Annotated in this window: 25 protein-coding genes; 12 read left to right on the forward strand and 13 right to left on the reverse strand. The window is 72.1% G+C overall.

Annotated features, from left to right (window positions below; translation table 11 throughout):
- The first annotated feature begins 69 nt into the window (after positions 1-69).
- Together ACFW6B_RS31015 and ACFW6B_RS31020 are read left to right on the forward strand one after the other, a co-directional pair.
- The gene (locus ACFW6B_RS31015) at positions 70-2,061 is read left to right on the forward strand and encodes a M48 family metalloprotease (RefSeq protein WP_386601173.1); all 1,992 of its coding nucleotides are present in this window, start codon (positions 70-72) and stop codon (positions 2,059-2,061) included.
- A gap of 159 nt (positions 2,062-2,220) precedes the next feature.
- A complete protein-coding gene (locus ACFW6B_RS31020; protein WP_386601175.1) occupies positions 2,221-2,973 on the forward strand; it encodes a DUF4232 domain-containing protein in 753 nt (250 codons plus the stop codon).
- 403 nt (positions 2,974-3,376) lie between these two features.
- On the opposite strand, the gene ACFW6B_RS31025 is transcribed toward ACFW6B_RS31020, so the two are convergent.
- Positions 3,377-4,207 carry a class I SAM-dependent methyltransferase gene (locus ACFW6B_RS31025; RefSeq protein ID WP_386601177.1) on the reverse strand — a complete coding sequence of 277 codons (831 nt, stop codon included), beginning with the start codon at positions 4,205-4,207 and terminating at the stop codon, positions 3,377-3,379.
- A gap of 148 nt (positions 4,208-4,355) precedes the next feature.
- Between ACFW6B_RS31025 and ACFW6B_RS31030 the strand changes: the two genes are divergently transcribed.
- The 4 genes from ACFW6B_RS31030 (at position 4,356) to ACFW6B_RS31045 (ending at position 6,499) form a co-directional block, all read left to right on the forward strand.
- Entirely contained in the window at positions 4,356-4,949 is a 594-nt protein-coding gene (locus ACFW6B_RS31030; protein ID WP_386601179.1) for a TetR/AcrR family transcriptional regulator, read from the forward strand.
- Between the two features lie 130 nt (positions 4,950-5,079).
- Positions 5,080-5,244, forward strand: coding sequence for a 50S ribosomal protein L33 (gene rpmG, locus ACFW6B_RS31035; protein WP_386601181.1), 165 nt, complete (start codon positions 5,080-5,082; stop codon positions 5,242-5,244).
- Between the two features lie 112 nt (positions 5,245-5,356).
- Complete coding sequence (locus tag ACFW6B_RS31040) at positions 5,357-5,617, forward strand: type B 50S ribosomal protein L31 (protein WP_386601183.1); 261 nt, start codon at positions 5,357-5,359, stop codon at positions 5,615-5,617.
- 276 nt (positions 5,618-5,893) lie between these two features.
- Positions 5,894-6,499, forward strand: a complete 606-nt coding sequence (locus ACFW6B_RS31045) for a GPP34 family phosphoprotein (RefSeq protein WP_386601185.1) — start codon at positions 5,894-5,896, stop codon at positions 6,497-6,499.
- A gap of 145 nt (positions 6,500-6,644) precedes the next feature.
- Here ACFW6B_RS31045 and ACFW6B_RS31050 read toward each other — a convergent pair whose 3' ends face one another.
- Positions 6,645-7,802 (reverse strand): hypothetical protein, encoded by a 1,158-nt coding sequence (locus ACFW6B_RS31050; RefSeq protein WP_386601187.1) that lies wholly within the window; start codon positions 7,800-7,802, stop codon positions 6,645-6,647.
- 306 nt (positions 7,803-8,108) lie between these two features.
- Here ACFW6B_RS31050 and ACFW6B_RS31055 point away from each other — a divergent pair, with 306 nt between their 5' ends.
- The 3 genes from ACFW6B_RS31055 (at position 8,109) to ACFW6B_RS31065 (ending at position 12,405) form a co-directional block, all read left to right on the forward strand.
- Positions 8,109-8,732, forward strand: a complete 624-nt coding sequence (locus ACFW6B_RS31055) for a toll/interleukin-1 receptor domain-containing protein (RefSeq protein ID WP_386601189.1) — start codon at positions 8,109-8,111, stop codon at positions 8,730-8,732.
- Between the two features lie 323 nt (positions 8,733-9,055).
- Positions 9,056-10,552 (forward strand): TIR domain-containing protein, encoded by a 1,497-nt coding sequence (locus tag ACFW6B_RS31060; RefSeq protein ID WP_386601225.1) that lies wholly within the window; start codon positions 9,056-9,058, stop codon positions 10,550-10,552.
- On the forward strand, positions 10,549-12,405 hold the full coding sequence (locus ACFW6B_RS31065) for a hypothetical protein (RefSeq protein WP_386601192.1): 1,857 nt from the start codon (positions 10,549-10,551) through the stop codon (positions 12,403-12,405). The genes ACFW6B_RS31060 and ACFW6B_RS31065 overlap by 4 nt, the downstream gene beginning before the upstream one ends.
- A gap of 15 nt (positions 12,406-12,420) precedes the next feature.
- Here ACFW6B_RS31065 and ACFW6B_RS31070 read toward each other — a convergent pair whose 3' ends face one another.
- Genes ACFW6B_RS31070 through ACFW6B_RS31105 form a run of 8 tightly spaced genes read right to left on the reverse strand, consistent with a single transcriptional unit; the run spans position 12,421 to position 16,290 of the window.
- Positions 12,421-12,834 carry a gas vesicle protein K gene (locus tag ACFW6B_RS31070; protein WP_386601194.1) on the reverse strand — a complete coding sequence of 138 codons (414 nt, stop codon included), beginning with the start codon at positions 12,832-12,834 and terminating at the stop codon, positions 12,421-12,423.
- Positions 12,824-13,063, reverse strand: a complete 240-nt coding sequence (locus tag ACFW6B_RS31075; protein ID WP_386601196.1) for a gas vesicle protein — start codon at positions 13,061-13,063, stop codon at positions 12,824-12,826. The genes ACFW6B_RS31070 and ACFW6B_RS31075 overlap by 11 nt, the downstream gene beginning before the upstream one ends.
- Positions 13,060-14,058, reverse strand: coding sequence for a GvpL/GvpF family gas vesicle protein (locus tag ACFW6B_RS31080; RefSeq protein ID WP_386601198.1), 999 nt, complete (start codon positions 14,056-14,058; stop codon positions 13,060-13,062). Before ACFW6B_RS31080 ends, ACFW6B_RS31075 begins: the two co-directional genes overlap by 4 nt.
- Positions 14,039-14,458, reverse strand: coding sequence for a gas vesicle protein (locus tag ACFW6B_RS31085; protein WP_386601200.1), 420 nt, complete (start codon positions 14,456-14,458; stop codon positions 14,039-14,041). The genes ACFW6B_RS31080 and ACFW6B_RS31085 overlap by 20 nt, the downstream gene beginning before the upstream one ends.
- Positions 14,455-14,706, reverse strand: a complete 252-nt coding sequence (locus ACFW6B_RS31090; RefSeq protein ID WP_386601202.1) for a gas vesicle protein GvpG — start codon at positions 14,704-14,706, stop codon at positions 14,455-14,457. Before ACFW6B_RS31090 ends, ACFW6B_RS31085 begins: the two co-directional genes overlap by 4 nt.
- A 29-nt stretch (positions 14,707-14,735) precedes the next feature.
- Positions 14,736-15,449: a GvpL/GvpF family gas vesicle protein gene (locus tag ACFW6B_RS31095; protein ID WP_386601204.1), complete on the reverse strand. Its 714-nt coding sequence runs from the start codon at positions 15,447-15,449 to the stop codon at positions 14,736-14,738.
- Positions 15,450-15,452: 3 nt separating this feature from the next.
- Positions 15,453-15,908 (reverse strand): gas vesicle protein GvpJ, encoded by a 456-nt coding sequence (gene gvpJ, locus ACFW6B_RS31100; RefSeq protein WP_386601227.1) that lies wholly within the window; start codon positions 15,906-15,908, stop codon positions 15,453-15,455.
- Between the two features lie 34 nt (positions 15,909-15,942).
- Positions 15,943-16,290, reverse strand: a complete 348-nt coding sequence (locus ACFW6B_RS31105; RefSeq protein ID WP_386601205.1) for a gas vesicle protein — start codon at positions 16,288-16,290, stop codon at positions 15,943-15,945.
- Positions 16,291-16,455: 165 nt separating this feature from the next.
- Between ACFW6B_RS31105 and ACFW6B_RS31110 the strand changes: the two genes are divergently transcribed.
- Both ACFW6B_RS31110 and ACFW6B_RS31115 read left to right on the forward strand, forming a co-directional pair.
- The gene (locus ACFW6B_RS31110) at positions 16,456-17,232 is read left to right on the forward strand and encodes a histone protein (RefSeq protein ID WP_386601207.1); all 777 of its coding nucleotides are present in this window, start codon (positions 16,456-16,458) and stop codon (positions 17,230-17,232) included.
- Positions 17,233-17,236: 4 nt separating this feature from the next.
- The gene (locus ACFW6B_RS31115; protein WP_386601209.1) at positions 17,237-18,343 is read left to right on the forward strand and encodes an SRPBCC family protein; all 1,107 of its coding nucleotides are present in this window, start codon (positions 17,237-17,239) and stop codon (positions 18,341-18,343) included.
- A gap of 75 nt (positions 18,344-18,418) precedes the next feature.
- Here the strand turns inward: ACFW6B_RS31115 and ACFW6B_RS31120 are convergent, their stop codons facing one another.
- The 3 genes from ACFW6B_RS31120 to ACFW6B_RS31130 all read right to left on the reverse strand — a co-directional run bounded on the left by ACFW6B_RS31120 (position 18,419) and on the right by ACFW6B_RS31130 (position 19,692).
- Complete coding sequence (locus tag ACFW6B_RS31120; protein WP_386601211.1) at positions 18,419-18,787, reverse strand: low affinity iron permease family protein; 369 nt, start codon at positions 18,785-18,787, stop codon at positions 18,419-18,421.
- A 2-nt stretch (positions 18,788-18,789) separates the two neighbouring features.
- Positions 18,790-18,966 carry a CsbD family protein gene (locus tag ACFW6B_RS31125; RefSeq protein ID WP_386601213.1) on the reverse strand — a complete coding sequence of 59 codons (177 nt, stop codon included), beginning with the start codon at positions 18,964-18,966 and terminating at the stop codon, positions 18,790-18,792.
- A gap of 174 nt (positions 18,967-19,140) precedes the next feature.
- Entirely contained in the window at positions 19,141-19,692 is a 552-nt protein-coding gene (locus ACFW6B_RS31130; RefSeq protein WP_386601215.1) for a hypothetical protein, read from the reverse strand.
- 241 nt (positions 19,693-19,933) lie between these two features.
- On the opposite strand from ACFW6B_RS31130, the gene ACFW6B_RS31135 reads away from it, so the two are divergent.
- Positions 19,934-20,107 (forward strand): CsbD family protein, encoded by a 174-nt coding sequence (locus ACFW6B_RS31135; protein WP_386601217.1) that lies wholly within the window; start codon positions 19,934-19,936, stop codon positions 20,105-20,107.
- The last annotated feature ends 296 nt before the right edge of the window (positions 20,108-20,403 follow it).

A 20,403-nucleotide genomic window follows, 5' to 3' on the forward strand; every position in this document is an offset into this window, starting at 1 on the left:
GACCGCACCGGTCCGCCGGCCGTCCCGGCACCCGGGCAGGCGTCGCGCGACGCCGTGTCGCACGGCGTCATGAGGAGGCCGTCGCCGCTGCGGTTCGCCCGGACGGGGGGCCCGCCGCCCTGGCTGTGGCTGACCCTGGCGCTCTTCCTCGCCCAGCTTCCCGCGCTGACCGGACAGGCCCTCGACGCGGGCACGGGCCTCGGCCGGTACGGTGAGGCCGGGCTCGGCCGCTTCGTCACCGCGGTGCTCAGCCTGGTCCAGCTCCTGCCCCAGTTCTTCCTGCTCGCCGCCGTCCTCGCGCTCCTCGTCCCGCGGGCACGCTGCCGTCTCGTCGAGCGCCGATACGGACTCCTGGCCCCCGACGACCCGCTGATGGCGCCCCCGGCCACGGCACCCGGGAGCCGGGGCGAGAGCGCCGAGCCGCACTTCGCCGCCGGGATGGCGGCGTTCGTCCACGCACACGCCCCGGGCACCCTGCTGCGTCTGAGCACCCAGGACAGGATCTCCGCCCGCGTCTACCCCGGTGGCCGGCGCTCCAGCCGGATCGGGGTCTTCGCCCCGCTCGTCAACCTGTGGCACACGGACACCGACGCGGCCCGGGCGGTGCTCCTGCACGAACTCGGCCATCTCCGCCGGGGCGAGCAGCACGTCACCGGGCTCGGCAGCCCCCTCACCGCCCTGGTCCGCGTCTGGCCGTACGCCCTCGTGGGCCTCGTGGTCCTGCCGGTCACGCTGCTGTTCGTCACGGGCGACGCGACCGCGGTCCTGACGCTCGCCGAGGTCGTCCTGGTGCTGCAGAGCGTGCCGAAGGTACTGCTCCTCGTCGTGGCCGCGCTCTGGTCGGCGGAGCTCGGCGCGGACCGCTTCGCGGCCCGGACCGCGGGTGCCGACGCCGTCGTACGGGCTCTGCGCCACCTCGGGGCGGGCGATCGCGGAGGTCTCGCACGGCTCTACCATCCGCCCGTCGGGATGCGCCTCTGGTGCGTGTCGCGAGCCGGGACCACCCGGGTCCGGCTCCTGTCGACGCTGCTGTGGCCGCTGGCCCTGCTCGCCCAGTTGCTCCTGACGACGCTGGCGGCGTTTCCCGCGTACGTGCTGCTGGGCGCGACGGGTGACCGTGCCGCCCGGCAGGTCCTCGCGCTGGCCCATGAGTCACTGACCGGGCAGCCCGCCTGGTGGACGACGCTCGCCGTCGCGCTGGTCTGGCCCCTGGTGACGGGATCGCACCCCGCCCGGTGGGACTCGCCGACGGGGCTCCGCCCCGCGACGGGCGGGTCCGTGTCTTCCCACCCCGCGACGAACGGGCCCGCGACGGGTGGATCCGCAACGGGCGGGCCCGTGACATCGCGCCCCCGGGCGGCCCGTCCGGCGACGGTGTACGCGGCGGCCGTCCTTCTCCCGGCGGTCGTGCTGCTCCTCGGGCTGCTGCCCCTCGCCTCCCGGCCGGCCGGCGGGGTCTTCGCCGACGACCTGGCGACGGCCGCCCCGACCACGCCGGTACCGGGCACCGGAACCGGTGGCGGAGCCGGGGGAGTGGGCGGGGCCACGGGTACGGCGTGTCCCGGTCGTGCCGCGCCGCGCGATCCGAGCCGTCCGCCCGGGCTCCCGGTCCTCACGTCCGGAAAGCCGTCGCCGACCGGTGGCGACGCGGACCACCGGCCGGGACCACGCACCTTCCGCACGCTCGGAGTCACCTCCGTCGAACCCGTCTCGGGAACCCGCGCCCAGGCCCGGGAGGTGGCCGACCGCCTGCGCCGGGCCCGCTGGACCCTGCGCGAGGACGGCACGCTCGCGGCCGACCCGGCCGAGGTCCCCGTCCTGCGCACCACGTACGCCGACGCCACGACACGCCTGCTGACCGGGAGACGCACCCGGCGCACCGACGTCAGTTCGACCACGACATGGGTGGAGGCCCGCCTCGTCACCGGAGCGGGCCCGACGGTCCGGCTGGACCTCGTCAGGGCCGCGACCGGGAACACGCGGGCGGTGGTCGGCTGCCGGGAGTTCACCTCCACCTCGACCACCGCGCAACGCCTGTCGCTGACCTTGGGGGACGGGTAGGAGCCTACGGACGCGCCGACGGTCCCGGTGATCGGTGGCTGCCGCGTCACCGTCGTGTCACAGATGCGTGCGTGTGCGAACCGCCGGAGCCGTCCCGCGATCTACAGCGACGAATGCCGTGAACGTCCGGCACTCGCACCATCGTGATCGGGGGATCTCATGCAGTACGGGACGCAGTTCGGGACACGTGTCCGCGGAGCGGCTCTGGCCGTGGCGGCCGTGTCGGCGGCCACCCTTCTCATGACCGCGTGCCGGCCGGACCCGGACGCCGCGGGCTCCGCGGCCTCGCCGTCGGCCGCGGCGAAGGAGCCCTCGGCCACGGCTGGGGAACCCTCGTCCTCCGGCTCCCCGGCTTCTCCGGCGCCCGCGAAGCCGTCCGGCGGCACGGGAGCCTCGGCCGGGCCGGCGGGCGACTCCTCCAAGGCCCCGGCCTCGGTCCCCGCCACCCCGACCCCGACGACGAAGACCAAGACGTGCGCGGCGACGTCCTTGAAGGCGTTCATGTACCAGGCCGACGTACGGCCGCCGGGCACCGGGACCGGCGCCGCGATCGTCGAGTTCACCAACATGTCCGGGGCGACGTGTGCCCTCCAGGGACATCCGACGGTGGCGGGGGCGGCCAACGGCTCCCCCGAGAAGAACAAGCCGCTGACCGTGACCCGCACCGGCCCCTCGGCCGAGGTGGTGCTCGCGCCCGCCGCGAAGGCATGGGTCAAGATGACGTTCGTCCAGGTCCAGGGCGAGGCCGACGGTTACTGCGTCTCCGGTTCCACCCCGGTCTCCTACCCGACCCTCGTGGTCGGGCTCCCGTCCAGCGGAGAGCACCAACTCGCCGTCGAGGGCGGTGGCGTGCTGGCCGAGTGCGACGACAAGGTGACGGTCACCGCCGTCACCGCGAAGAAGCCTTCCTGACCGTCACCACGGCGCCGACACCGTCACCGCCGCTCCGTCACCACCGCCGGCCGCGGCCGTGGACCGGCGGTGGTGACGCACGCCAGGGTGGGGTGTCCCGCGAAGCGGTCCCCAGGCTGCCGGAGCGGGGCCGTGCCGGTCACGGCCCCGCGGCGGGCCACCGGGGCGCCCACCGCGGCCGGGACCTGCGGAACAGGCCCAGCCTGGACCTACGGATCGGGCCTGGCCTTGCAGACCGGCCCGGACCCGCGTGCCTGGCCCGGACCGTGTGGGCCGACCCCATAGTGTGGGCCGACCCCATAGTGTGGACCGGGCCCATAGTGTGGACCGGGCCCATCGTGTGGTCCGGGCCCGGAGTGCGGACCGGCCCCGGACCGCGCGGGCCGGACCCGGCGGGTGCCGGTCAGGCCGGGACGGTCCTCAGCGCGGTGACCGCCACCGTCCTGTACGCCATCGTGAAGCGGCCTCCCAGCGCGTCGACGGCGGCGCCCACCTCCCGGAGCACGGGTGCCAGCGCCTCCGCGGGCAGCCGGGTCAGGGCGCCCTGGGTCGGCATCATGTCGAGCCACGCGTCCCGGGTGTAGGACCACTCCCAGTCGAAGCTCCACTCCGCCGGCTCGTCGAAGCCGCCCGCCTCACGGAGCCCGTCGGCCGCCTTGACGAGCATCGGCCGGTACACGTCCACGGCCCGTCGCGTCATCGCCTCGAAGTCGAACGGGGAGTCGGGCATCGCCCTCCGGCAGGCCGCGGCGGAGGCCCGCGCCACCTCGGGCGGCAGCTGGAACACGTTCCAGAACGCGGCGAACCGCCCGCCCGGCCGCAGCGCCCGCCGCGCCGCGACGGCTCCCGCGACCGGATCGACCCAGTGCCAGGACTGACCGGCGACGACCGCGTCGAACGTGCGCCCGGCCGGGTCCCACGCCTCGAACGTCGCCACCTCGACCTCGGTGCCCAGCCGCCTGGCCGTCTCCGCCATCCGAGCGTCGGGATCGACGCCGAGGACGGTGCAGCCGGCGGCCCGGAACTGCCGGGAGGCGATTCCGGTGCCGCAGCCGACGTCCAGGACACCGGGGCCGGGACCGCCCGAGACGATCCGCTCCACCAGGGCGTCCGGATAACGCGGCCGTGTCCGGTCGTAGCGTTCGGCGTCGGAGCCGAACGACTCCGCCGCCCGCCGGTACTCGTGAGGTTCGCCGGCTGGGGGACGTGATCCCCCCGAGGGTAAAGTGGGCATGTGCCCACTATGAGTGGGCGCACGCCCACTCGTCAACGAGCGGGCGTTCTCGGGGTGCGCGCCGGGCGGGTGCGCGCCGACTCGTCACAGGCGGGCAGGATCCACGGGGGAGACCGTGAGCGGGCCCGTACGAGAGGTGGACGGACCCATGCCGACCGGGGTGGCCCTGCGCGACGCGCGCGAGCGGCTCTTCGCCGCCGCCGAGCGGATCCTGCTGCGGGACGGGCCGAACGCGCTGACCAGCCGGGCGGTCACGACGGAGGCGGGCTGCGCCAAGGGCGTCCTGCACCGGCACTTCGCCGACTTCGACGCCTTCCTCGCCGAGCTCGTACGGGACCGGATCGCCCGGCTCGACGTCCAGGCCGCCGCCCTGCGCGAGTCCGCCGGTACCGGCACCGTCGTCGGCAACCTCGCGGCCGCGCTGGACGAGGTGTTCGGTCCCCTCGCTCTCCGCGTCCTCGGCCTCGTCGTCGCCAGGGACGCGCTGCGCGCCCGGCTGCGGGCCACCACCCCGGCCGGCCTGCCGCTGCTGACCGAGGCGGGGCGCATGATCGGTTCCTACCTCCGCCGGGAACGGGAGGCGGGCCGCATCGCGGAGGACGCGGACGTGGACACGCTGGCGCTCACGCTGATCGGGGCCGGACACCTGCTGTTCATGGACCGGGAGGCCGCCGAGCCCGGTCCCGGAGACGTCCGGCGGATGGTGGGTTCCGTGGTCGCGGGGGTCGTGCGCGAGGCGTGAGCGTGTCGGACGCGTGTCGCACGCCACGTCCGGAATCCGGGAATGTCCGCGCCCGGTGTCCCGTTACAGCTCACGTAACTGATTGGCATGCGCGAGTCAAGGCTTGCGCATGACGGACGAAGGAGGGCCCATGGCACGCAGCACCGCGCGCCCCGTCGTCACGCTGAGGTCGACGGCCGGGACCGGCACCACCTACGTGACGCGCAAGAACCGCGCGAACGACCCCGACCGGCTCGTCCTGCGCAAGTACGACCCGTCGGCGGGCCGGCACGTCACGTTCCGGGAGGAGCGCTGACCGCACGCCGGCCGCACACGGCGGACACGCCCGCCGTACCCGCTGTGTCCGCCGTACCTGCTGTGTCCGCCGTATCCGCGGACGAGTCAGCAGTGACCGAGGAGGGAACCGCATGAAGCCAGACATCCACCCCGTGTCCCGTCCGGTCGTCTTCCGGGACCGCGCCGCCGGTGTCGCGTTCCTGACGCGATCCACCGCGCACTCCACCAGGACGATCGAGTGGGAGGACGGCGCCGTTCATCCGCTCGTCGACGTGGAGATCTCCTCCGCGAGCCACCCGTTCCACACCGGGACCTCGCGGGTCCTGGACACCGCGGGCCGGGTGGAGCGCTTCGAGCGCCGCTACGGCCGCACGGCACCGAACCGGCGCTGACCGCCAGGGCTGACGGAGCGTCAGTCGAAGTGTCCGGTCCGGTCGTCACACCGCGTGTCGGCCGGACCGGACGTGTGCGTCCGGTCGCGCCGCGTCCCCGGCCTCCCGGCGGAGTCGCGGCTCGCTGACGCGGCGGTCCGCCGGGAGTTACGATCACGATCGTGACGTGCCCTTCCTCCGTGGACGACGGATCGCCCGCGGGGGACGGCGCGGTGGACGCGCTGGATCCGATGCGTGAGGGTCGCGCCGGGCGAAGTACTCCGAGGGGAGCCGTTCGTGACCACGGCCAGGGACCTGTTCATCATCACGATGGACAAGGAGCCGGAACGTTCAGTGGGGCAGGGCGACCTGTCGCTCGCCCTCGCCGGAGCCGAGGTGATCGATCTTCTCGCCGGTGAGGTCGTCATGCTGGACGGCGACCGGATGACGCCGGCGCGGCCGCCCGCGACGGACGACCGGCTCCTGGGCGAGGCGGCGTCCTCGCTCGTGCGGCAGGTCCCGTACGAGCGGGTCGAGGACTGGCTCTGGCGCAGGGGCCGCGATCTGGCCAAGGCCTACCAGACCGACCTCGAACAGGCGGGCCAGCTCACCCGGCAGCGGCGGAGCCGGCTGCCGTTCGGCGGCGAGCGGATGGAACTGGTGGACTCGCCGGCCCGCAGCCGCGCGATGCACCGCTGGGCGGCGGACGAGCCCGTCCTCGCCGCGCTCGCCGAGGCCGTCGGGATCACCCCCGAGGAGAGCGACGACACCTCGTCGGTCGAGGACGAGGCGGTGACCACCGTCCTGGTCGCCGTGCACGACGCGGTGATGGAACTGGAGGCCGTCCGCCAGCGCCGGGCCATCGAGAACTCGGCGTTCGCCAACATCTGGCGCGGCGCCTGACGGAACCCGCGCCGGGGCGGTCCGTACGAGGTGGGGGCCGGTGCTGGGGCAGTCCGTACGGGACGGGGCCGGCGCCGCGCGGGCCGGACGTCAGTGGTGACGGGCGCGGGGGAGCGGCGGGCGAGCCGTTCCCCCGCGCCCCGGGTCACCCGGAAGCCTCGCGGGCCCGCTCCTCGCTCTCCCGCGCCTCCTGGAGGTGGGTCTCGAGGCGTTGCGCACGTCGGGGCAGCAGCGAGTCCGTGACGCGCTGGAGCGTCTTCGCCAGCGGGTTCTTGTCCTGCCCCTGCGCGGAACTCCGTGCGGCGGACGCGGCGTCGCGGTACTCGGCCATCTCGGCGAGCGCCTTGTGCGCGAGCTCGGTCGCCTCGCGGTACAGGTCGCGGGACTTCGTCATCGCCTCGAGAGCCTCGGAGTACGAGGCCAACAAGGTGCGTGCGCGGACGAGTTCCTCTTCCAGGGTCAGCAGGGTCCACTCCTCGCGCAGCGCCGTGACGGCCGCCGCCGCCTCGTCCGGGAGCGGCCAGGGAAGCGCCGCGAACTGCACGATCTTGTCGAGGAGTTCCTTCGGTTCGGAGCCGTCGAGGAAGACGCTGCGCACCCGGAACGCCTGTTCGTCGAATCCGGTCCGGGCGGGTGTGCCGGACAGGATGACGGCCCCGCCGCGCGGTACGGACGTACCCAGGTCGCCGAGCGCCCAGTTGACGGCGTGGAACTGCTCGGGCGTGGCCCGGTGTTCCACCACGCGGTGCCGCAGCGCGGGCGGCAGCAGCCGGACGAGCGGCAGGCGGCCCTCGGCGTCGGGGGTCATGGCCTCGTGCACGACGACGTTGATGCTCCAGCTGTGCCGGGCGATGTCCTTGAGCAGGCGGCGCAGCACCGCGTCGTCCTTGGGCAGCGGGTTGATGTCCTGGAGCAGCAGCCCGGCCGCGGCGTCACGCTCCCAGGAGAGGTCGCTCCGCTCGGGCCAGAGCAGCGCGGCGGGGGAGGCCCACCCGGGATCCCAGGGCCGCTCGGCCTCGGCGGCCAGCGTCCAGCGCCGCTCGCCGTCCACGTGCGCGCGTCCGTCGGTGGTGAGCCGCGCCCGCACGGTCACGTCGCCGTCGACGAACCAGCGCGCCTCGAAGACGTGCCCGTCCGGCGCCGTGGCGTTCTCCTTCTCCAGGAAGTCCTGGATCCTTTCGCTGTTCTTCAGTTCCCGCAGGTGCTCCCGGACGGCGGTCTGCGGGGCGGGGCCCGTGTGGCGTCCGGCGGCGAGCCAGACCGTTTCCGGGGCGGTGAGACGCTCTGTGGAGGACTTCGGCATGAGTCACTTCGCTGGTGGGGTGCTGTGTGCCCTCCCAGTATGGTCGCCTTTGGCCGGGAGCCGGGAGGCGAGGCCCCTCTGGATCACGGACCTCCGCCATCGGGTGACTATGGGCGTTTCGTTGACGATCAGTCGTAGTGGGGTCATTGCGAAGAATGTGCCCGGGCTGTCGCGGGGAATTTCGAGCGGGTCCCCGGTCGTGGGACGGGCCGCGGCCGGAGAGGGGACGGATGCGCGTGCGGGCGGTTCGGGGGCGATCGGACGGGTTCGCTCCATCCGTGGGCATGTCGCCCTAGAATCCCGCCCATGGACGGGATCGTCGGGGACGTGGTCACGGCCGTCGGTCTGGTCGCCACGCTGGCTTCCACGTACTTCGGCTACCTCGGTGTGCGGCACCTCGTCCGCCGTCGTCACGCCGGACGCCCCGACGGGGAACCGGTGGCGGAACCGTCGGCGGAACCGGCCGGCGGAGCGCCGGGAACTCCCGGGGACGGCAGGCCCGGCGGGCAGGGCGCGTACGACGTCGTCGTCTCGTACGCGGACGCCGAGCGCGGTGCGGCGGAACGGCTGGCGGGGTGTCTGCGGGACGCGGACGCGTCGGTCTTCCTGGCGCACTGGGTCGAACCCGGCCTGGTCGAGCTCGTGGAGACCGAGAAGGCCCTGGGAGAAGCGGCGTTGGGCGTGCTGCTCTTCGGGCGCACCACGATGGACGACACCCGGATCGTCGAGGAGTACGCCGTGCTCCTCCGGCACTCCCACAAGGGCGGTCTCCGCTTCGTCCCGGCCCCCGTCGACGACGTGACCCTCCCCGCCTTCGCGGACGTACGCCGGCCGGTGGACCTGCGTACGCCGGGCTCCGCCCGGTACGAGGCCGAGGTCGGCCGACTGGTGCGGATCGTGCGCGGGCGGCGCCCCGTTCAGGGCGAGTGACGACTCGCCCCGACGTCTGACACCCGATGCCTGACGTCAGGTGCTGAGTGCCGGGCGTCGGACGGCCGGCGGTTCACGTCTCGCGGCCGGTGTCGGCCTTTCCCGGTGGGGGAGTTCGAAGGGCGGCAGGGGAGAGCGCGCACGGCGATTTTGGGCGCGCCCCCCTTTTACTCCAACGACCGTGTTTCAGGGGTGAGTTGCCCGAAGGCGGGCCGGAGCGTCCTGTCCCGTCCGTACTTTGGTCGCCCGCGGTGGACGATCCGGGTCCGCCGCGCAGCCGGGAGTCGAGCGGCCGGTCGAGGAGGTCAGCGCGGTTGAACCAGGTGTCCCTCCCCGACGAACCACCCCCGCCCTACGACGTGTTCCTGTCCTACGCCGCCGCCGACGCCGCCTGGGCCGCGACGCTGGCCGGAGAACTCACCGGGCACGGGCTGAGGCCGTTCCTCGACCAGTGGAGCATCGAGCCGGGCGACGTCGTCGTCCACCGCATGGAAGCCGCCCTGCGGAGCACCGCTCACGGGATCGCCGTGATCAGCCCGGCGTCCCTGCGCGACGCGCGTGCCATGGACGAGTACGCCGTACTGGCCACCGAAGCGGCCTCGCGCGGCCTGCGCTTCATTCCCGTGCTCCTCGGCCGGGTGCCCGCACCCCCGTTCGCCGCCCACCGCGTCTGGCGCGACTTCAGCGACGTGACCGGCCCGGAGTTCGCGCTGAAGGCCGCCGAACTCTCCGCCGTCGTCGCCGGCCGCCCCGCCCCGCCGGACGCACCCCCCTCCCCGGAGACCCTCCACGCCGCACATCCCGCGCCGCCCCGGCCCGTCACACCACCGGCCCGCCCCGCCTTCGTCGTCTGCTACGCCCCGGACGACGCCGCGTACGGCGCCCGGCTGGCCCGGCAGCTGCGTGCGGCCGGGCTCCCCGTGTGGTCGACGGACGATCTCCGGCCCGGGGACGGCCACTTCTGGACGATCAGGCGGCAACTGCGGCACGCCGTCGCGGTCGTGGTGGTGATGACACCGAGGTCGCAGGACTCGGACGACGTCACCCGCATGATCCTGGAGGGCCAGGTGCACGGACGGCCCTTCGTGCCCGTCCTGCTGGACGGCGACGTCAACTACCATCTGGCCGCCACCTGGCACGTGGACGTCCGCGACGGGTCCCTGCTCGACGAGGCCCGGCTCGACCTGCTGCGCCGACTGCACGAGGACGTCCGGCACGACCGTCCCGTGCGGCTCCCGGAGGCCACGTGCCGCACACCCGGCGGCCCACGGCGCCCGGCGGCGGCCGTGACCGGCTCCGCCGGACTCGAACTGGTGCGGGCCCACCTCGCCGAGGACGAGTTCGAGCACGCCGATCTGCTCACCACGCGGCTCGTCCTGGAAGCGGCGGGCCGGCTCACGGAGGGCTGGCTGCGTGAACGGCACGCCACCGGCATCCCGTCGGCACTGCTGGCGGGCGTCGACGCCCTGTGGAGCGCACGCTCGGGCGGCCGCCAGGGATTCGGCAGGCAGCTCGCGCAGACCCCCGTCCGGGGCCGACGCGCCCCGCGCTTCACCGAGTTGGGCACGGCCGTGGGCTGGCGCGACACGCCCGAGGCCCCCGTGCCCCGGCACTACCGCGACTTCGTACGGCGGTCCGTGCCCGGCGGCGAGGCGGCCGGACACCCGGCCGGCCGGGAGCCGGGCCCGCCGCGGCGCCCCGGCTTCTTCCCGACGCTCCGGGATCCCGGACACGAGAACGACCCCGATTGGTACGACCGTTGGAGCTCGACCGTGCTGGCTGTGCACGCACGGCTGCGCGAAGGAAAGGCTGCACGATGATCCTGCTGGTGTTCTTACTCCTGCTGGGAGCCGCCGCGTGGGCGACCTGGGCGGGGCGCGTCATGGTTCCCGCCGACCACGTCGGCATCGTCGAGCGGAAGTTCGGCCGCTCTCACGCGGATCCCGCGTTCAACGAGATCAACCCCGACAGCGCCAAGGGCGTGCACGCGCGCACCCTGCTCCCGGGCGGCTTCCACTGGCGCGCCCCGGTGCTCCACACCGTGACGTACGTCCCCCGCGTCCACGTGCCGGCGGGGATGGTCGGCCTGGTCACGGCCACGGAGGGGCGGGACCGTACCGACGGACGCACGCTGGGACGCCACGTCGAGTGCAACAGCTTCCGCGACGGCCAGGCGTTCCTCCGCGGCGGCGGTGAACAGGGCGTCCAGGTGACGATGCTGGCCGGCGGTCAGTCGTACTACCTCAACACCCGGCTCTTCAAGGTCGAGATGAAGCAGCGCGTCCATGTGCCGGCGGGCACCGTCGGCCTGGTGCAGGCCAAGGCGGGGGCGGTGCGTCCCCCGGACCAGCGGTTCGGACGCCATGTCGAGTGCGAGAGCTTCCAGGACGGTCAGGCGTTCCTCTCCGGAGGCGGGGAACAGGGCAAACAGCTGGCCATCCTGGGCGGCGGGAACTCGTACGCCATCAACCCGGCGCTGTTCGACGTCATCACGGTCGGCAACGTGGCCGAGTCCACCGAGGGACTGACCGAGGCCCACCTCCGCGAGATCGCCATCAAGGAGGGCCACACCGGCGTGGTCGTCGCCCTGGACGGGACCGAACCCCGGGAGGACGACGAGCCGGGGACCGTGGCCCCCCGGGTGCCGGGCCACAGCAGCTTCCGCAGGCCCTGGGACTTCCTCGCGAACAAAGGCCAGCGGGGCATCCAGGCGGAGACGCTGGGCCAGGGCACCACGTACGCCCTCAACCCCTGGTTCGTCCGCGTGATGCCGATCCCGACCCGGGTGCTCATCCTCACCTGGCACAACAAGGAGGACGCCCAGGCCGACAACTACGACGCGGACCTCGGACAGATCGTCGTCAACGTCCAGGGGTTCGACCTGGCGGTGACGCTCTCGCAGAACCTCCAGATCCCGCCGCGCGTGGCACCCAAACTGGTCAGCCAGTTCGGCAACGACCGCGACTCCGACCTCGGCGGGCTCGTCGACGACCGCGCTCCCATGAAGCGTTTCGTCCGCGACGTCCTCGGCCTCGCGGTCGCCGGGTACTTCGCCGAGATCGCGACCACCAGTTCGGTGCTCGACTTCCTCGCCAGTTACCACGATGTCCGCAAGGAACTCACCGACCGGGTCATGCACGCGCTGGAGAAGTGGGAACTGGGCACGCTGGGCACCACTCTCGGCAGCTTCACCCCCACGGACCCCGTTCTCCTGGAACGCCTCAAGGAGAAGTTCTACGAGGAGATGCGCGGTGAGAACCTCGGCGTGAGCCTGCAGAACGCCAAGCTGGAGGACCTGATCGACAAGTACCGGGCCCGTCAGGAGTCCAGGCGGGTCGCCCTCGAACTCAAGGCGGAGGTGGCCCTGCTGGGCCCCGACAACGTGTCGATGATCCGCATCGTGAGGGAGTTCGCCAAGTTCGACGTCCCGGAGTACATCGGCGGCGGCGACATCTCGGCCCTCGCGCAGGCCCTGCCGATGAGCACCGCGCAGGACCTGCTCGCCCGGCTGCGCGAACTGCGCACGGGCCAGGAGGTCACGGCCGTCCCGAAGCGCAGGGAACTGACGGAGGACGGGACGGAGGCGATCGACGCGGACCTCGACGGGATCGAGTACGAGGACGCGGACATGGACGCGGACGCGGACGGGGACGACGGGAACGGGGCGGAGTAGGCGGCGCGCCCCCGGTCAGCCGGGCGGCGGCAGCAGCGGGCCCAGCGGGCCGAGGTCGATGTTGAGGTCTTCCATGCTGAGCCCGTGGCTCGCGCACAGGTCCGCCATTCGGTTGTGCAGGACCATGAGGGTCGTGCCCAGCCGCTCCTCGTCCTCCTCGCTGAGATCGCCCTGGTCGACCCGGCGCAGCGCCTGCCGTTCCATGAGCTGACGCAGCAGTTCGACCAGCGTCAGGACGAGGCGCATGAGATCGCGCTCGACCGTGTCGGGGTCGGTGTTGATCCGCCCGGCCGCGGCACGGCCCCGCGCACCCGGCCGGGGCCGGTCCGTAGGCTCGGCCGGAGCCAGCCGGAAAACCCGCGCCGCGGCCTCCGCCGCCTCTTCCAGGGGATCCGCGGCGCCCCGGGTGCCGTCGTCCTCAGCCGCCATGGCCGCCTCCCGGGGGACCGGCCCGGTCCCAGGGCGAGGGGTTCTCCGCGCTGATCGACACGATCAGCGCGCGCAGCGAGATCCGTACGAGGTCGATGTCGGCGATGGACAGCACCACGTCACCGGTCAGCACCACGCCCCCGGCGAGAAGCCGGTCCAGCAGGTCGATGAGCGCGACCTGACGGTCCGGCAGCGGTTCCACGGCGGCCGACCGTCCCGGCCCGGTCACGGCGTGACACCTCGTACCGTGCCGCCCGGATCACCCGGGGCACCTGTGCCGCCCGTGCCGCCCGGATCACCCGGGGCACCTGTGCCGCCCGTGCCGCCCGGATCACCCGCGCCGCCCGTGCCGCCCGGCCCGTCCGCGTCGTCCGTACCGCCCGTGTCGTACGCGCCCTCCGTGCCGTCCGCGTCGTCCTGGGGCATCGCGAAGGAGTACGGCGCCCACGGGCCCGTGACCTCCACACGGACCCCCGGCAGCCCCCGGCCCGCCTCGGCGGCCTCGGCGCGGAAGGCATCGCTCCGGCCCCGGGGCACCAGAAAGGCTTCGTTGAACACGTTCTCGCCCGTGCCGCCGGCCAGGACGCCCTGCTGGGGCCGGTGCGCCGCCCGGTCGGTCGCGTACGCCCGCGCCACCTCGGCCACGCGCCCGGCCGCCTCCTGGGCCGCCCGGTAGACGGCCTCCCGGTCGTCGCGCTGCCGTCTTCGGGAGCTGAGGTAGGCACGTCCCGGTGTGACGTCCGCCGACGGGACGGACTCCGGTGCGGAGGGGGCGTCCCGGGCGGCCGGCTCGACGTAGATCTTCACTCCCCATTCGGTCTGGCCGGCCAGGCGGTCCAGACGTTCGGCGAACAGCCGTACCGCGGAGCGCAGCATGTCGCGTGCGCTGCCGTCGTCGAGGTAGACGGTCGCCAGCCGCAGCGGCAGCGCGGGGGTGCGGTCCGTGACCTCCTCGACGACCGCGTGGTGCGCCCGCGCGACCGCCTCCAGCCAGCCCAGGTCCTCCAGGTGCCGGCCGAGTCCCTCCTCACGGAAGTCCGCCGCCGGCACCGGGCTCACCACGAGGACGACGTCCGTGCCGTCGTCCTCCTTCCCTCCCTCGGCGATCAGATGGACGGGGGCGCCGGCCACTCCCGTGAGTCCGGTCAGGGACCGTGCCAGGTCAGGGTGCGCGCGTGCCACGGCGTACGCGTAGGTGACCTGTTCACTCGTGCTCGTCGTCATCGCGTTCAGCCCTTTGGCGGGTGGTGCCGCGCGGTTCCGGTTCCGCCTCCACCTCGGGGACGCCCCTGTCCCGGCGCAGGGCGTTCAACTCGGCGCGCAGCCGGCGGTTCTGCTCGGCCAGCGACCGGTCGTCCCGGGCCCGTGACGACAGCGAGGGGTCGTGTTCCCACCAGTCGATGCCCATCTCCCTGGCCTTGTCGACCGAGGCGACGAGCAACCGGATCTTGATCGTGAGCAGTTCGATGTCGAGGAGGTCGATCCGGATGTCGCCCGCGATGACGATGCCCTTGTCGAGGACGCGTTCCAGGATGTCGGCGAGGTTGGCGGACGAGCCCTGCGCGTACGACGGCGCTGCCCGGGACGGATAGTTTCCCAGCCGGTTGGAGAGGGGTTCGCTCACGACGGTCCGCCCTGTTCGTGGACCTTGATCTCCTCCAGCCGGTCGAGCAGTTCGTCCTCGATCCGGTCGAACGTCTCCTCGTCGATCTCCCCGGCGTTCAACTGCTTTTCCAGCTCGGCGAGTTGACGGAGTATCGGCGCCGGGTCGTAGTACTCGTTCTCCGCGGCCTCCAGGACCCGCTCCATCGTCCAGACGACCCCGCGCACGGGTGCCAGGGGAAGCGTGACGATTTGAGTGAACAGTCCCATGACGTCTCCTGACGTCTCTGATGTCTCCGTCAGCTGAAGCTGTACGGGGGGAGCGGACCGTTGAGCCGGAAATCGAACGTCTCGCCCATCTGGTGCGCGAGACTCAACTCCGTGGCGAGGAACAGCTCGTCCTGCTCGCCGTCCACCAGGAACGAGACGTTGAGGAAGTCCTCTCCGGAGGGCGGGGAGGAGTCGATCTCCCGGGCGAACGGGCGGAGCGCCTCGATCACCCCCGAGGCCAGTGCCTCCTGGCGGGCCCGCACCTCGCCCGCGACCATCTCGCCGAGCCGCACGGCCGCGTCGGGAGGCGCCGTGCCGCTGCGGATGTCGTCGTTGAGCTGCCGGGCGGTCTCCGACTGCGTCAGGATTTCCCGCAGCATGGCCTCCTCGTCCTGCGAGGCCTTCAGGTTGTACTCGACGCAGTTCTCCACCCGGCGCAGCCGGTCGGCGTATTCGTCGCCGCGTTCCTCCAGCGCCTGCTTGACCGCGTTCTCGTCCGGGGCCGTGTAGCCGAACCTGAGCGGCAGTACGGTTCCGTCCGCCATCAGGCGCTGCTGGACCTCCTGGTGCCGGCCGATGTCCCTGCGTTTGGGGCGCAGTTCCTCCGGCGCGTCGCTCACGACCGCGCAGAGCGGTCCCGAGGTCACCGTGCGCACCGGGGAGGCCGAGGCGCCGACCCCTTCGAGACCGTCGAGGCGCAGCGGGTGGTCCTTGGACGTGATCGAGTAGATGTACACGGCCATGGCTCACTCCTCCGCGCGAGACGCGCTTCTCTCCCGCTTGGAGGAGCGCCGGGCCGGCCGCCGCCGCTCGGTCGTCTCCTTTTCCTCCTCCGGCTCGTCATCCTTGCCCGTCACCGCCCGGATCGTGTCGGTGATCGCCTCGGTGGCGCCGCCCAGGGCCCCCTTGGACTTGCCCCGCGCGCCTGATTCCAGGGTGTCGCCCACGAGGTCGGTCAGCTTGGAGGGCGCCTTCCTGCCGGATTCCAGGTCGAGACGGTTGCACGCTTCGGCGAAGCGCAAATAGGTGTCGACACTGGCCACGACGATGCGTGCGTCGATCTTCAGGATCTCGATGCCCACGAGGGACACGCGGACGAAGACGTCGATCACGAGCCCGCGGTCGAGGATGAGTTCCAGAACGTCGTAGAGGTTGCCGGATCCGCCACCCTGGGCGACACCGCCACCACTCTGCGGCACCATAGTCATGGTGCCTCCCTTCACCGGCTGTGATGTCTCAGCGCCGGTCGATCTGTCCGCGCGTGTAGCGCCGCTTCCGTTCGTAGGCCATCAGGTCGCCCTCCCCGTCCAAGGTCACCCGGTACGTGGCCATCACACTGGTGGTCTCGGGGATGCGTTCCAACTCGAGTACCTCCACATCCGCCTCCCAACCGTCGTCCTTGGGTCTGATCGCGGAAACGGCCTCGGGGGCCCGGCCGAGCAGCAGGCCGAGTTGTTCCACCGCCGAGTGGATGGCCCGGGCGGGGCCTTTGGGGCGGGACGGGGACGCGCTGTCACCGGCGGACCGCCGTGCCGTGCCGCGGCCGGCGCTCGGTCGCCGTTTGGCGGGCTCTGCTGCGGCCATGGTGTCTCCGGTCGTCGGAACGGACGCCACACTCTGACATAAGCGTGCAATCTCATCATATAGGGGTACTTGGGGCGTCAGATATGGACGGCTTCTCCCGGGCCGCCCGTCGGGTGTGCGGTCCCGGAGGAGGTAAGTGCTGCGTGGTCCGAAGGGAAGAGGTTCATGAACGACACGACCAAGCTCGCGCTGGCCGCGGCTGTGGCCGGGGGTTATGTGCTCGGACGTACGAAGAAGGGCCGCCTCGCGTTCGCCGTGGCCACCTATATCGCCGGTCGCCGAGTCGGGCTCGACCCGAAGCAGTTGGCCACGGAAGGGCTGAAGCGGCTTTCGGACGTTCCGGGTGTCTCGGACCTCCAGGAGCAGGTGCGGGGCGAACTGATGGACGCGGGCCGCCACGCCCTCAAGGCCGCGGCCGACCGCCGTCTCGGCGACCTGGCCGACACCCTCCACGAACGGAGGCTGCGCATCGGCGCGAAGGACGAGGGCGACTCGGAGGAGGACGAGTACGACGAGGAGCCGGAGCAGGAGGCCGACCGGGACGAGTACGACGAGGAGGGCGAGAACGAGGAGGACGAGGAGCCGGAGGACGAAGCCGAAGAGGAGGAGCCGGAGGAAGAGGAGGAAGAGGAGCGGCAGGAGCGACCGCGGAGGCAGCGCCGTGACGCCGGAAGCACGGCGGGCGGGCGTGGCTCCGGATCCGCTTCCCGCAAGGGGACGGCCAAGAGGACCGTGAAGAAGGCGGCGGCGAAGAAGACCGCTCCGGCCAGGAAGACGGCGGCGAAGAAGGCGCCCGCGAAGAAGGCGCCCGCGAAGAAGGCCGCCGCGAAGAAGACCGCTCCGGCCAGGAAGACGGCGGCGAAGAAGGCCCCCGCGAAGAAGGCCGCCGCGAAGAGATCTTCGTCCAGGACCGCCAAGAGTTCTTCCGGACGCCGGAGGTAGGGCCATGGCGACCAAGACACGGGACAAGGACGACACGGAACTCTCGGGCCTGGACGCGCTGCGCGAAGAGGCCACCGACTACCTCGGCGCCCAGTTGGAACACCTGGTGGACAAGGCCGGGGACAAGGTCGCGGAAGCGACCGACCACCTCTTCGACGTCGCCGACAACGGCGGCCCCCTCCTGAAGGCCGGTTCCCGCATCCTGCAGGGGGACTCCCCGCTGAAGGCGATCGTGGGGGAGAAGGCCAGGAGCGCCAAGGACAGCGTCGTGGACAAGGTCAAGGGAGCCTTCGGCGGCAGGAAAGGGGGCCGGGGCAAGGGCAAGTCCGGCAGCACCAAGACCATGAACATGATCGAGGTGCTGGATGTCGGCGTGCCGATCCGGAAAGCCTACGACCACTGGTGCCAGTACGAGAAGTTCAGCAGTTTCACCAAGGGGGTGCGCAGCGCCTCCCAGGACGGCAAGGGCGGCAGCGACTGGAAGGTGAAGGTCGGCCCGTCCACTCGGGGCTGGAAGGCGACCGTCCGGGAACAGATCCCGGACGAGCGGATCGAGTGGAGCTCGGAAGGAGCCAAGGGCAGCACGCGCGGCTGCGTCAGCTTCCACGAGCTCACACCGACCCTGACCCGCATCGTGCTCGTCGTCGAGTACTACCCGTCCGGTTTCTTCGAGAAGACCGGCAACCTCTGGCGCGCCCAAGGCCGCCGTCTGCGGCTGGACTTCAAGAACTTCCAGCGTTACGTCACGCTCACCGACGAGGAGGCCGAGGGCTGGCGCGGCGAGATCCGCGGCGGCGACGTGGTCCGCACGCACGACGAGGCGCTGGAAGAGGAGGAAGCGGCGTCCGGCGACGAGGACGAGGAAGGCGCGGAGGAGTACGAGGAGAACCCCGAGGAAGAGGGCGAGGACGAGGAGAACCCCGAGGACGAGGAGGAAGAGGAGGTCCCGGAGGAGGAAGAGGAGGAAGAGGAGGCCCCGGAGGAGGACGAAGAAGAAGTCCCGCAGGAGGACGACGGAGCGGAGGACGAGTACGACGAGGAGGACGACGGAGCGGAGGACGAGTACGACGAGGAGGACGGGGAGGACGAGGACGAGGACGAGGAGGAATGAGGGACGCGCGCACGAGCAGACCGCGGCGGTGGGCCGGCGGGACACCGGCCCCGGCGGCCCGGCCGGGGCCGGGCGTCAGGTCTCGTCCTCCATGCGGATCACCCTCCTGAGATCCTCGTGCGCCTTGCCGGGGGAGCCTTCCTGGGCCTCCAGCAGCGCCGCGGCGATGGCGTCCAGCTTGCGCTGGATCGCCCGCTCGGACCGTAGCTCGGCGTTCTTCAGCAGCGCCAGGAGCAGCAGCGTCACCGCGGTCATCGCGTCGCCCGCGAGGAGGATCCACTTCGCGGCGAGGCCGGAGAAGTGGACGGCGATCGTCAGCGAGACCAGGACGACGCAGAACGCGAAGAAGAGGGGCGAGCTGGTGAACCTCGACCCGGACTCGGCGAGTTGCTCGAACCCGCCCCGTTCCTCGCCCCCTCGGTCGGCGGGATGCTGAAAGGCCATCGTCAGTGCTTCGTCCACCGGCGCGCCCGGGCCGAGGCCTTCTCCGTCATCTCCTGCGCCTTGCCGCGCAGTTGCTCGCGGCGGCCCGCCCTCTGGACGGACTTGTCGCCCAGCGCCCTTCCGACGGACTCCTTGACCTTCCCCTTGATCTGCCTGGCCTTCGCGTTGCCCTGGAACATCGTCGTCGCCGTCCTCAAGATGCGCGCCGTGCCGCGACGCTGCGGTCATGTCCTGTTCCTCACCGTGTGACCTCGCGGGCGGCACCGCAAACCGGCCTGTCCGGCACGGCCGCCTCGTGACGCGCCGGGGCCACGCCGTCACGGGTGGGCCCGGAAAGCCGTCACTGGCGGGTCTCAGGAAGTGGAGTCCGTCTTGGAGCGCAGTCGGCGGACCTCCTCCTCCGGGGGACGGCGCAGGCCCTCGTCCAGCAGGCGTTCGGGCATGTCGTCGTCCGGGACGGGAGGGGCGGTCGCCTCCTCGGCGGGGTCCTGGCCGTCTTCGGCACCGACGTCTTCGGCACCGGCGTCCTCGGCGATCATGTCGTGCTCGGCGTCCTCGTGGGCGCCCACGTCGAGGGCCAGGATCCTCTCGGCGGGATCCGGTCCCATCTCGTCGTTCAGGAACTCGCCTTCCTCGCCGGCGAGTTCGTCCACGTCGTCGTCCTCGTCGAGGTCCTCCAGGGCCGGATCCGTCCGCTCCTCGGCCAGTTTCTCGTCCAGGGTCTCCCCCTCGCGCTGTTCACGCGCCGTGGTGCCCAGGTGGTCGACCGCGAGCGGACGCTCGGGCGGTGACCACCCGTCGTCGAAGGGGTCCGAACCCCGGTACTCAAGGGTGTCCTCGGGGTCGAGGATGCCTTCGTCCTCGCGGATGTCGGTACCTCCCGGCTGGTAGACCTCATCACCCATGGCGTCGTCCTCGCTCTGGCTGCCCGAAACGGGCGCGACCCTCCGGACGGATCCGATCGTCGTCGGCCCATGTCTCCAGGCTCGCCCAGCCCACCGGTTCCGGCATGCCGGAACCGCACGCGATCACACAGGGTCACCGAACGGGCGGACGACGATTCTCGATCTCCACGTTTGGCGTCCGCGGGACGGGTCACCCGATGCCACGACACTCGAAGCCGATCGTGATGGGGAGTGAGACATCGTGAGTGGCGAGCAGAAGGCCAAGGCCAAGATGGAACAGGCCAAGGGCAAGGCCAAGGAAGCGACCGGGCGCGCCGTGGGCAACGAGCGGATGACCGCCGAGGGCCGGGCCGACCAGGCCAAGGGCGACGCACGGCAGGCCAAGGAGAAGACGAAGGACGTCTTCAAGCACTGAGAATCCGAAAGCGAGGAACGGCCGAAAGGCTTGAGGGCCGAAGGGCTTGAGGGCCGAAGGGCTTGAAGTCCGAAGGCCAGAGGCCGAAAGGCTCGCGAAGGATGGGAACGCCGGACGCCTGAAGATCTGAAGGAGCCGCCGGCCCAGGTCTCGGGCACAGGGGAGTCGGCGCGCCGCTAGGGCCTGTCGTCAAATTCCCGCCTGCCTCGCGACGCCTGGCACGCCCTCTCGCCGCACCGGGCGAAAGCCCCAGTACGTCCAGTACGAGGACTTCCGCCCGGCACTCCCCCGAGCTC

This window comes from Streptomyces sp. NPDC058751, assembly GCF_042746485.1.
Lineage (GTDB): Bacteria > Actinomycetota > Actinomycetes > Streptomycetales > Streptomycetaceae > Streptomyces.

Excerpts from the sequence above, each read along its gene's own strand:
- ACFW6B_RS31015 (WP_386601173.1), top strand. The coding sequence starts at position 70 with ATGAGGAGGCCGTCGCCGCTGCGGTTCGCCCGGACGGGGGGCCCGCCG.
- ACFW6B_RS31020 (WP_386601175.1), top strand. The coding sequence starts at position 2,221 with ATGCAGTACGGGACGCAGTTCGGGACACGTGTCCGCGGAGCGGCTCTG.
- ACFW6B_RS31025 (WP_386601177.1), bottom strand. The coding sequence starts at position 4,207 with ATGCCCACTTTACCCTCGGGGGGATCACGTCCCCCAGCCGGCGAACCT.
- ACFW6B_RS31030 (WP_386601179.1), top strand. The coding sequence starts at position 4,356 with ATGCCGACCGGGGTGGCCCTGCGCGACGCGCGCGAGCGGCTCTTCGCC.
- rpmG (WP_386601181.1), top strand. The coding sequence starts at position 5,080 with ATGGCACGCAGCACCGCGCGCCCCGTCGTCACGCTGAGGTCGACGGCC.
- ACFW6B_RS31040 (WP_386601183.1), top strand. The coding sequence starts at position 5,357 with ATGAAGCCAGACATCCACCCCGTGTCCCGTCCGGTCGTCTTCCGGGAC.
- ACFW6B_RS31050 (WP_386601187.1), bottom strand. The coding sequence starts at position 7,802 with ATGCCGAAGTCCTCCACAGAGCGTCTCACCGCCCCGGAAACGGTCTGG.
- ACFW6B_RS31055 (WP_386601189.1), top strand. The coding sequence starts at position 8,109 with ATGGACGGGATCGTCGGGGACGTGGTCACGGCCGTCGGTCTGGTCGCC.
- ACFW6B_RS31065 (WP_386601192.1), top strand. The coding sequence starts at position 10,549 with ATGATCCTGCTGGTGTTCTTACTCCTGCTGGGAGCCGCCGCGTGGGCG.
- ACFW6B_RS31070 (WP_386601194.1), bottom strand. The coding sequence starts at position 12,834 with ATGGCGGCTGAGGACGACGGCACCCGGGGCGCCGCGGATCCCCTGGAA.
- ACFW6B_RS31080 (WP_386601198.1), bottom strand. The coding sequence starts at position 14,058 with ATGACGACGAGCACGAGTGAACAGGTCACCTACGCGTACGCCGTGGCA.
- ACFW6B_RS31090 (WP_386601202.1), bottom strand. The coding sequence starts at position 14,706 with ATGGGACTGTTCACTCAAATCGTCACGCTTCCCCTGGCACCCGTGCGC.
- ACFW6B_RS31095 (WP_386601204.1), bottom strand. The coding sequence starts at position 15,449 with ATGGCCGTGTACATCTACTCGATCACGTCCAAGGACCACCCGCTGCGC.
- gvpJ (WP_386601227.1), bottom strand. The coding sequence starts at position 15,908 with ATGGTGCCGCAGAGTGGTGGCGGTGTCGCCCAGGGTGGCGGATCCGGC.
- ACFW6B_RS31105 (WP_386601205.1), bottom strand. The coding sequence starts at position 16,290 with ATGGCCGCAGCAGAGCCCGCCAAACGGCGACCGAGCGCCGGCCGCGGC.
- ACFW6B_RS31110 (WP_386601207.1), top strand. The coding sequence starts at position 16,456 with ATGAACGACACGACCAAGCTCGCGCTGGCCGCGGCTGTGGCCGGGGGT.
- ACFW6B_RS31115 (WP_386601209.1), top strand. The coding sequence starts at position 17,237 with ATGGCGACCAAGACACGGGACAAGGACGACACGGAACTCTCGGGCCTG.
- ACFW6B_RS31120 (WP_386601211.1), bottom strand. The coding sequence starts at position 18,787 with ATGGCCTTTCAGCATCCCGCCGACCGAGGGGGCGAGGAACGGGGCGGG.
- ACFW6B_RS31125 (WP_386601213.1), bottom strand. The coding sequence starts at position 18,966 with ATGTTCCAGGGCAACGCGAAGGCCAGGCAGATCAAGGGGAAGGTCAAG.
- ACFW6B_RS31130 (WP_386601215.1), bottom strand. The coding sequence starts at position 19,692 with ATGGGTGATGAGGTCTACCAGCCGGGAGGTACCGACATCCGCGAGGAC.